Source organism: Streptomyces sp. NPDC023838 (assembly GCF_040639555.1).
Classification (GTDB): Bacteria; Actinomycetota; Actinomycetes; order Streptomycetales; family Streptomycetaceae; genus Streptomyces.
The window spans coordinates 38,272-47,503 of record NZ_JBFAAD010000047.1 but is presented as its reverse complement, the minus strand read 5'-3'; the positions used below and the strand labels follow the sequence as shown (position 1 = coordinate 47,503).

Below are 9,232 nucleotides of genomic sequence, written 5' to 3'. Positions count from 1 at the left end.
CAACGGGCATCGCTCCAATGTACGGAATTCATCGGAGTGCACAAGTAGCGTTGGCTATCGTCGGTCCGACGAAGCAAGGTAAGACTCGCGCGGTCTGCTCCGCAGACACGACGCGCCGCCGCTACGCGGCGGAAGAGATGCCGCGCTCCGCGCGGCTGGCCGGCGGCTCCGCCGCCGGGTGCAGCCAACTCCGTTGGCTGCGGCGCGAATCGCTCCGCGATCCGGCCTGCCGGAATCCGCTCCGCGGCTTCCTGGAAATACGCAGCTACAAGCGTAGTTTGACGGCTCGTGGGAAACCTGGCAGGGCACTTGGGGTGATGGTCTCGACGCCTGGGTGGTGAGCCTGTCGCGTGGCGGGCTGCTTCCCCTGGGTGGCGGCGAGTGTGCTCCTCTTGGTTTCCATCGTAGCGGCTCGGAGCTTCTCTGGGCTCTTTTGGAAGCAGAAAAACTATAGGACTTCCGAGAGATCGCCGTGTCCCTCCTCGGAGGTGCGATCCGTTCCGGACCAGTCCTCCCGGAGGATCTCCTGTAGCAACTCTCCTTGTTCTTGCGGAAGTTGACGGGACTTGTGCCGTATACGCGCCTTGCACAGCCAGGGGCCGATCATGACGCGCTCGCCGTCAGCCTCGATCCACTCCCGGGCACCGGGCGGGCGGCCATGACGCTCCACGAAGGCGCGCAGCAGGGTCGCGTTCTGTTCGAAGGAGCGGCGGTGTCGCGGACTGGTGGGGGTGGGCGTCTTCTTCCGTGCGGAAAGGGAGATGTGATCGGGGGTCAGGCCGATGCGGGTGAGGAGGTCGTGTTGGCCTGGGTCGAGTTGGTTCCAGGCGGTGAACTGGCGGTGCAGCCAGGCGCCGGCCTTCATCCCGTCGATCTCTGTGTCCCGGTGCAGCGCGGCTACGTCGTGCCCGGCTGTGATGTGACGATGCAGCAGGTGGTACTTGCGGTGCCAGTCGGGGCTGTGCGGGAGCGTCCAGTCGGGGTCCAGGGCGGTGAGTTGGGCGTTACGGTCGGGGTGGAGGCGGTTGTTGCGGACGAGGGCTCGTTGGTTGACGAGGAAGGGGCCGCCGGGGTCGGTTGGTGGGGATGGCGAGGTGGCCGTGTTCGGTATGGAAGGCTTCGATGGTGGCCATGTGGCCTTGCCAGGCGGCTTCGTTGTCGTCCCAGACCATGCCGAGGTCTTCGAGTTCGGTGATCCAGTCGGGGGTGAGGGCGGCCTGGTAAGCCCCCGTCGACACACGCGCGCTCCAAAAACCCACACGTACAGCCCTGCCGACCCCCACCACACCCCAGAAACCAACCGACAACACAGCAATTCTCAAACACACCAAGGAAACTCAAACACCCAAACGGACTACAGAAGCCGTTGTCGTACCGATCAAAAGGCGTGCTGATCGAACGGGAGTCTCGTTCGGGTGATCGCGGGCCGGCGGGCGCATGAAGGCAGGACCTCCTGCACAGCTCAGGGTTGTCGAAGCCCGTCCGAGCAGCAGGGAGGCCCTGTTGTCCCAGTCTGTCGCGCTCACGCCTGGCTGGCACATGGTCCGCCAGGCCCGAGCCACCGGCGAGCGGCTCTTCTCCCGCCTGCGGCCTGAGCATGTGGTAGCCAGGCGAACGACGGATCGAACGGGTGATTCCGCGCCCCCAAGTAGACCTGCTCCGCTGTGCGGGGTACTTCTTCGGTTTACACCGAGTGCATGCGGAGGGCGCCCAGATGGACAGGCTACCGATCGTGTACGTGCGGGGGTACGCCGGGTCAACGGCCGGTATTGACGATGCGGCAGACGATCCCTTCTATGGCTTCAACCTCGGTTCCACTCATGTGCGGATTGATGGAGATGGGGACCCGCTCTTCCATCAGTTCGAGGGTCCGTTGCTGCGCCTGATTCACGACGAGGGCTACAAGCTGTTCGCCGAGGGTGACCAGCACAGATATCTCCTCGAAAATGAGGAGGTTGATCCGAAGTCACTATGGGTCTACCGGTTCTACGACCAGGCCGCAACGACCTTCATGCCACCCCACAAGAGCGGCATCCGGCGCGCCGCTGCGAAGCTATACCAGAAGGTCACTGCCGAGGGCTTTGACATCGAGTCTGCCGCAGAGGGCCTGTATAAGCTGATCACGCTTGTCCGCGAGAAGACCGGCGCCGAGAAGGTCCACGTGGTGGCTCACTCCATGGGGGGCTTGGTCGTGCGCTGCATGATGCAGAAGATCTGTCTCCTGTCAGTAGACGAAGGTGTCAGCCGTCGCCAGCGGCGGCGGCTGACGAAGCTGTTGCTCAGGCCTTGGGCGAAGCGCGGGGCGAGGATCCCTATGCTGGGCACTCCCCGAGAACCGGCGAGCAAACTAGTGGCGAGGTTCTTCACATATGGCACTCCGCATGGTGGGATCGCGTCCCGAGTATGGGGCGTCGACTGGTTCCAGAAGACGTTCGGGCCGGCGGGTTCGTACATCTTCGACCCACAGAAGATGTACGGCTACCTCAATCCTCATGCGGGCTTCGGTGATGTACCCCCGCGCTCGGCCGACTGGGACCCGCAGGCCATCCCCGAAGAGGTTTTTTCCGCAGACGACATCTTCTGCCTGATCGGCACCAACTCGAAGGACTACCAGGCCTGGCACGGGCTCTCCCGGCTCTCGGCGGGCCCCAGCAGCGACGGGCTGGTGCTCATCGACCGTGCGTATGTCCACGGTGCCCACCGCGCGTACGTCCACAGGTCCCACTCCGGTCGCTACGGTTTGGTCAACTCCGAGGAGGGCTACCAGAACCTGCGGCGTTTCCTCTTCGGCCAGTGGGGCGTGGGTGTCAGCCTGGTCGGCCTCCCGCCCGCTCCCGACGGATCGCCGTGGCAGGCCGACATGCGCCTGGCGATCCGTGGGCTACCGATCGTGATGAGTGAGCGGCGCACCGAGCACTGGTGCCCGATCCTGCTGAGCGAGGAAATCCGCAGCCAACGCGCCCCACTTCGCTCGGTCCCTCTGGTCAGCACGTTTCTTCTCGAACCGGGTCAGACAGCGAAGGCCGAGCCTCCTCATCAAGGGCGGATGCGCTACACCATGGCACTGCAGGTGTTCAAGGTCCAGGAACGAGACGACTTCTTCCGCCCTAACGACCACCTAGAGCAAGTTCCCGAGTGGGCAGACTGGCTCATCATCGACATGAGACCTGCGACCGACGGATGCCGTCTGCAGGCATGGGCGGCATGGAAGTCAACGGTGGCAGGCGAAAACGATCGCTTTGACCCGATCACTGAGCTACCACGCTCGTTCGGGCTGAGCGGAGACTCCTTCATCGATCTGCCCATCGGTGCCCAGGCCCTTCCAGTTCTCGGTGAGGACGCGCGCCTGAGAATCAGTGTGCACGACCGCAGAAGAGTCAGGGTGGCTCCACCCCGTAAGCGCGGAGGCACTGAGTACCCGATCAATTCACGGCTCGGCCGGCTGATCAGCGATCTCCGCCGTCTCCTCCTGTGGCGCCGCAGGCGGCTGTGAGCAGAGACCGTTCTGCAAGGCCTCTCGCAGCCATCCGTCTATCGAGTCGCCAGACAGCCTCGTTCCGCCGAGCACCGACTGCCGAAGGAGTGAGGCCGGCTGGGCCGGCAGCCGCCGGCGATGGGCGCCGCGCGGCTGGGCTGGGTTCTCTGCAGCGGGTCGACCAGCCACCATCGACTGGGAGGCACTGGCGGGCGAGGGGCTGGCCTACCCCGGGCACCAACGGCGAGGCGGTCATCGCTTGAATTGCACGCGCACGGGCCCGGGATTGTTCCGGGCCCCCGCGGTGTTCTCAGTGGCTGGTGTCGTTCCGATCTTGAGGGATGATGGCCGAACGGGAGTTTCGATCGGGTGAGCTACTCTGGCCGCCGTGGGCCACACTCCCGAGCCGCTGAGCTGCCCCGACTGCGGGCGAGCGCTGAAGAGCTTGGTCCTTGTCCTGCCTCTCCGTGATGAGGACAAGCAACGCGTGTGCTGACACGCCTGGAAGTGCCCGGAGGGTCACATCTGGTGGCACTGGGCGGATCGGCCAGCCGAGCCCCTGGATGCCTGCCCCTATCCTCAGCTCTTCCGTCGATGACGGCGACCTGCTGGACCCTGCCCGCGACCTTCGACTCACGAGCGAGCTCGGTGGCTGTTGTCGGTCCGACCTTGATCGGTATCGGTCGGACTAGGGTCTCGATCGGGTGACTGCGGCGGCTGGCGTGCATGAGAGCAGCGCCTCTTGGTAGCTCAAAGGGTGTCTACGTCAAAGAGCGCTCCAGGAGGCCCTGTTGTCGCAGTTCTACGGCATCACGGGAGCGGGGTCCACTTCGGTCACTCTCGCGTGTGACTGCCTGGCACACCGGTTCGGGAACGCCGCCGACCACGGGGTCCGTGAGCGCCGCTATCCGACGGACATGTCCGACGCGGAGTGGGCGGTGGTCCGGCCGCTGCTGCCGGTGCCGGCCTGGTTGAGGGGCCGGGGCGGGCAGCCGGAGGCCTACTGCCACCGGGCAATATTGGACGCGATCCGCTACCTCGTCGACAACGGCACCAAGTGGCGGGCAATGCCCGCGGACTTCCCGCCGTGGGACCGGGTCTACGCGTTCTTCCGCCGCTGGCGCGACCACGGTCTGGCCAAGGAGTTCCACGACCGGCTCCGCCGCAAGGTCCGCGAGCAGGCCGGGCGGGATCCGGAGCCGAGCGCGGGCGTGATCGACTCCCAGTCGGTCAAGGCGGACGCCGTCGTCGGCGCCGATAGCCGCGGCTTCGACGGCGGCAAGCTGATCAACGGCCGCAAGCGGCACGCTGTGGTCGACACCGTCGGCCTGCTCCTCGCCGTGATGGTCACCGCCGCGAATGTCGGCGACCGCACCGCCGCGCAGGTCCTGCTCACCCAGGTCGCCGCCGCGCACCACCGGCTGGCCCTGGTCTGGGCCGACGGTGGCTACACCGGCGACCTCGTCGAGTACGGCCTCGCCCTGGTCCTGGCGATTGTCAAGCGCAGCGACGACATGCGCGGCTTCGTCGTGCTGCCCAAGCGCTGGATCGTGGAGCGGTTCTTCGCCCATCTGATGCGAAGCCGCCGCCTGGTGCGCGACTTCGAGCGCTCCACCGGCACCGCCGAAGCGATGGTCTACTGGTCGATGACGCAGCTCATGACCCGCCGCCTGGCCCGGCCACGGCCTTCGCGAGCGTGAACCGGCCCGATGTCGGCTCGGCCAGCCACCCCCGCGCCACCAGCCGCTTCGCCTTCGACCGCAACGCCTCGATCTTCGCGGGCACCGGGTCCAGGCCGAAGCAGGCAGCCATCTCCTGGCACGTCAGCGGCCCTTGACCGAGCCGGTCCCGATCCGCGAGAGCCTGCAAGATCCGCTGGTAGTCCAACGACAGCGCCGACCAGGCCAGTCCCGCACGCCACATCGGCACCACCGACTTCGGCTTCGCCGCCCCCGAAGACCCGGACGGCACCGGCGGTTCACCACGTTCCGGCAGGTCCTCAGCGGCATCCGGGTCGGCGGCGTCGCCGCCCGGGGCCAGGACCTCGCCAACGCGCGAGCGGGCGATGACCCACTCGTTCCACTCCCGCTCGACCACGGCCAGCTCCGCGTTAATGTGGTCGGCCTCCTCCCGCAGCTCGTCCATTCGACGGCGAGCGGTCAGCTCACGCTGTTCCAACAGCCCCACGACCGACGGCATCCCCGACCTCCACCCGAGCGACGACTCGACACGCCACCACTCCCCGAGACCGCCGCCCCTATGCATGACCAGCGAAAACGCAGCCCTCAAGCCCGGAAAGACAACAGCCACTACAGGCCAGCCCCACCCAGACCCATGGCCAACCCCGACCGCCACGCCAGACATACAGCTCAGCGACCTGACACACACATCAAAGATCAACCTCACTCCGAGGCAGGCAGCACAGGCATAGAGAACTCACCGGCCCACACCCCCTCCACCCCAGCGAGAACTCACACTGCGCCGCGCGGTCGACCTCAGCCTCGCCGCCCCGGCCCTGCTCGCGCTGGCCGCCGCCGGGCCTCGCGCTGTGACCGCGGCTCCGCGGCCAGCGGCCCGCACGCGCATCGACCGCGTCCGCGCCTCCGCCGGGATCGTCCAGCTCGCCCTCCAGCAGATCGCGGACGAACTGCGCGGCGGGGTCGGCGCCCTCGAACTCGCGGAGATCCTGCGCGAGTTCCCCCACGAGGACCACCGCCAGGACGGCGTCTTCGGCTCCTTCGCGCAGATGCTCACCGTCGCCGCGCAGGGCGCCGGACGGATCGAGCCGGACCGCGACGGCGAGATGTCCTGACCGCTGCACGGAGCCGCCGCACTCATCACCGGCAACGCCGGCCTCCAGACCTCCTGCGCCACCCGTGCTCTTGACCCGCAGGGAGAATCCGCATGAAGCCCTGCCGCCTGGACAACGCGCTGCCCATCGACACGACGATCCCCGACCCGTCGCCGGTGGTCCTGATCGGCGCGGCCGGGTCGGGCAAGTCGACGTGGGCGCGCACCTGGCCCGCCACGCAGGTCCTGGAGCTCGGCCAGTTCAGGGCCCTGGTCGGTGACGACTTCCCTGCCAAGTTCAGCGTGTCGAAGTGAATCGTGACCCCCGTGGCCGCTGCGTAACCCTGATTTGGTTGACCTGGACGGCGTAGCGGGCTGGAGGAGTGAGCCGGGCCGCACGGCCCGGCTCGTCGACCGTTTCCCGGAGGGTTGACGAACTACGCGAGCTCAGAGCTGCTGGGAAGTATCAGTGCCGAGTCCGTGTGGAGCGTGATGCGCACCGGTGTGAAGGTGGTGGCGTCCACCGGCGGCTCACCGGTGCCGGGACTGCGGGCGTAGCGCGGGTGGGCGCCTCCGCTGATCTGCCAGCGTATGCGGTGGCCGACGGGGAAGCGGTGGGCGGTGGAGCTCATCGGCACGGTGACGTGCGAGGGCGCCTGTTCGGCCGTCCGGAGTCGGCCGAACCCGTCACAGATGTTGATGGAGCGGCCTTGTGGGTCCACGTCGCACAGGCGGGTGAAGACATCGGCGTGTCCGGTGTCCGTGGAGATGCTCAGCCGTGCGGAGACGGGGCCCAGGATGTCCATGGGCTCGGTCAGCGGGGGGCCGGTGAATACCAGGACGTCGTCTCGGGCCTCCAGAGTGGCGTTGTCCCGGGGACCGGCGGTGCGGGAGAGCAGCGGGCCGCCGAGGGAGGGGGTGGGGTCGGCCGGGTCGTAGCGGAACGCCGTCACGGGTGCGGAATCTGCGGGGGCCAGCTGGGTGAGATGCCCGCCAGGGATGGGGTACCACGAGGTGGCAGCCGCGGCTGGCGGCCATTCGTCCAGGTCCCGCCAGTCGTTTTCGCCGCCGATGTGCACACGCACCGCGGTGGGACGCAGGCTGGAGGGATCGGCGTACAGGTGGGCGCGCAGCCACGCGAGGCTCTCGGCGAATACCTCGGGCCATCCTTGCTGCAGGGCGGAAGTGTGGGTCCAGGGACCGACGAGCAGGGCGGTCTCACATCCGGCTTGGCGCAGCCGGTCGTACTGCTCGAAGGTCTGGTCGGCCATGGCGTCGTGCCATCCGGTGATCAGAGCCGTGGGCACGCGGAGCCGCTGCGCCGATTCCGCCAACGACGCGCCGCGCCAGTAGGCGTCCTTGGCGTCCGGGTGGGTCATCGCGTCGTCCAACCAAGGCAGTTCGCTGCCGAAGGCTGACACGTACGCCCCACGCAGGGGCTGCGCGGTCATGACGTCGCGCAGGCGGCGCTGCAGGCGCAGCGTCGCCTTGAGGAACGGTGCCATGCCCTGGTGCTGGTAGTTCATGCCCACGCCGACAGCGAGGGCGTTCTCCAGGCGCAGCGCACCGTCCGCGTGGAACAGGGCGTAGGGATCGTGCAGTCCTACTTGCACCACCATTGCCTTCAGTTCTGGCGGTGGGTTCGAAGCGAGGGCCCATTGCACGTAGCCCAGGTAACTGGGGCCGACGGTCCCCAGCGTTCCGTTGAACCAGGGTTGCTCGCGCAGCCAGGAGACCGTGGCCTGGCCGTCGGCGGCCTCGTTGCGCCACAGATCGAACACACCGCCCGAGCCTCCGGTGCCGCGGCAGCTCTGCAGGACCACGTGGAAGCCCTGTTCGGCGAAGAGCAGGCCGTACTGGGGTGACCACGGCAGGCCTCGGCCATAGGGCGAGCGGACCAGGAGGGTGGGGAAGTCGCCCTGGGCGCGCGGAAAGTAGTGGTCAGTGATCAACGGGCTGCCGTCGGCGGCCGGCACCAACAGTCCCGGCTCCCAGCCGGCCTCATGCCGTTTCGCCGGCAGACCTCGCCAGGTCGCCCTCATCATCCGTGAGGAAAGCGGCGGTTTTCCGACGGGTGCCACCCAGGCTGGCCTGGCTACGGCGTCGGGCGTGCGTGATGGCATCGTTCCCCTCCTCTATTCTCGTACTACGTACGAGAATAGAGGATGCTTGGATGACCTTGGCAAGAGTCGCCTCAACAACCAGGAAAAGGAGTGCGAGGCGGTGTCCACTGACGGAAAGTCCGGTGCCGAGAGCGTCGATCCCGAACAGCTCTGGCTGCGTCCCACCGAGCCCCGCAGGGGCCGCAGGCCCTCCTTCAGCCGGGAGGCGATCACCGCGGCGGCCGTCACTCTGGCGGACGCGGAAGGACTCGACGCGGTCACCATGCGGCGGGTGGCCGCCGAGGTCGGAGCGGGCGTCATGTCGCTCTACAGCTACGCCCCTGACAAGGAGACGCTGCTGGAACTGATGGTCGACCACGTCTGCGGCGAACTCACGGTGGCGGACCCACCCAGCGGCGACTGGCGTGCCGATCTGAAGACCGTGGCCCGACTGCAGCGCGCCCACATGCTGCGCCACCCTTGGCTGCCCGCCGCCCTGTCCACCCGTCGCGTTCCGGGCCCGAACACGCTGGCCTTCCTGGAACACGTACTCGCCGCCCTGCGGCCCACCGGGCTGGACGGTGCGGCGAAGCTGGAGGTCTTCGCCCAGATCACCGCATTCGTGGCCGGGCACGTCGCCCATGAGATCGCGCAGGCCGCAGCCTCACGATCACCGGACCGGGCCGCAGCCGAGGGCCGCTACCTCGCCGCTGTCGCCGCCGACGGCTGCCACCCCGAACTCGCCGAAGCCCTTTCCGCCCCCGGACGCCCCCTCACCCCCGACGCCACCTTCACCCGGTTCCTCAACCGCCTGATCGACGGCCTCGATACTGAGTGATGCCACACAGCCATGACAGGCGTCCCG

8 protein-coding genes are annotated in these 9,232 nt (G+C 67.6%); 5 read left to right on the top strand and 3 right to left on the bottom strand.

Annotation, left to right across the window (positions count from 1 at the left end):
- Positions 1-448: 448 nt before the first annotated feature.
- Positions 449-865, bottom strand: coding sequence for a helicase associated domain-containing protein (locus AB0G17_RS34190; RefSeq protein ID WP_361391049.1), 417 nt, complete (start codon positions 863-865; stop codon positions 449-451).
- A gap of 849 nt (positions 866-1,714) precedes the next feature.
- Here AB0G17_RS34190 and AB0G17_RS34185 point away from each other — a divergent pair.
- Both AB0G17_RS34185 and AB0G17_RS34180 read left to right on the top strand, forming a co-directional pair.
- Positions 1,715-3,493, top strand: coding sequence for an alpha/beta hydrolase (locus AB0G17_RS34185; RefSeq protein WP_361391046.1), 1,779 nt, complete (start codon positions 1,715-1,717; stop codon positions 3,491-3,493).
- 899 nt (positions 3,494-4,392) lie between these two features.
- The gene (locus AB0G17_RS34180; protein ID WP_361391052.1) at positions 4,393-5,175 is read left to right on the top strand and encodes an IS5 family transposase; all 783 of its coding nucleotides are present in this window, start codon (positions 4,393-4,395) and stop codon (positions 5,173-5,175) included.
- Here the strand turns inward: AB0G17_RS34180 and AB0G17_RS34175 are convergent.
- Positions 5,132-5,674, bottom strand: coding sequence for a hypothetical protein (locus tag AB0G17_RS34175; protein ID WP_361391043.1), 543 nt, complete (start codon positions 5,672-5,674; stop codon positions 5,132-5,134). The genes AB0G17_RS34180 and AB0G17_RS34175 overlap by 44 nt on opposite strands.
- A gap of 349 nt (positions 5,675-6,023) precedes the next feature.
- Here AB0G17_RS34175 and AB0G17_RS34170 point away from each other — a divergent pair, with 349 nt between their 5' ends.
- On the top strand, positions 6,024-6,287 hold the full coding sequence (locus AB0G17_RS34170; protein WP_361391040.1) for a hypothetical protein: 264 nt from the start codon (positions 6,024-6,026) through the stop codon (positions 6,285-6,287).
- A gap of 92 nt (positions 6,288-6,379) precedes the next feature.
- Positions 6,380-6,580 (top strand): hypothetical protein, encoded by a 201-nt coding sequence (locus tag AB0G17_RS34165; protein WP_361391037.1) that lies wholly within the window; start codon positions 6,380-6,382, stop codon positions 6,578-6,580.
- Between the two features lie 122 nt (positions 6,581-6,702).
- On the opposite strand, the gene AB0G17_RS34160 is transcribed toward AB0G17_RS34165, so the two are convergent.
- Entirely contained in the window at positions 6,703-8,307 is a 1,605-nt protein-coding gene (locus AB0G17_RS34160) for a CocE/NonD family hydrolase (protein ID WP_361391034.1), read from the bottom strand.
- 181 nt (positions 8,308-8,488) lie between these two features.
- Here AB0G17_RS34160 and AB0G17_RS34155 point away from each other — a divergent pair, with 181 nt between their 5' ends.
- A complete protein-coding gene (locus tag AB0G17_RS34155) occupies positions 8,489-9,205 on the top strand; it encodes a TetR/AcrR family transcriptional regulator (protein ID WP_361391031.1) in 717 nt (238 codons plus the stop codon).
- The last annotated feature ends 27 nt before the right edge of the window (positions 9,206-9,232 follow it).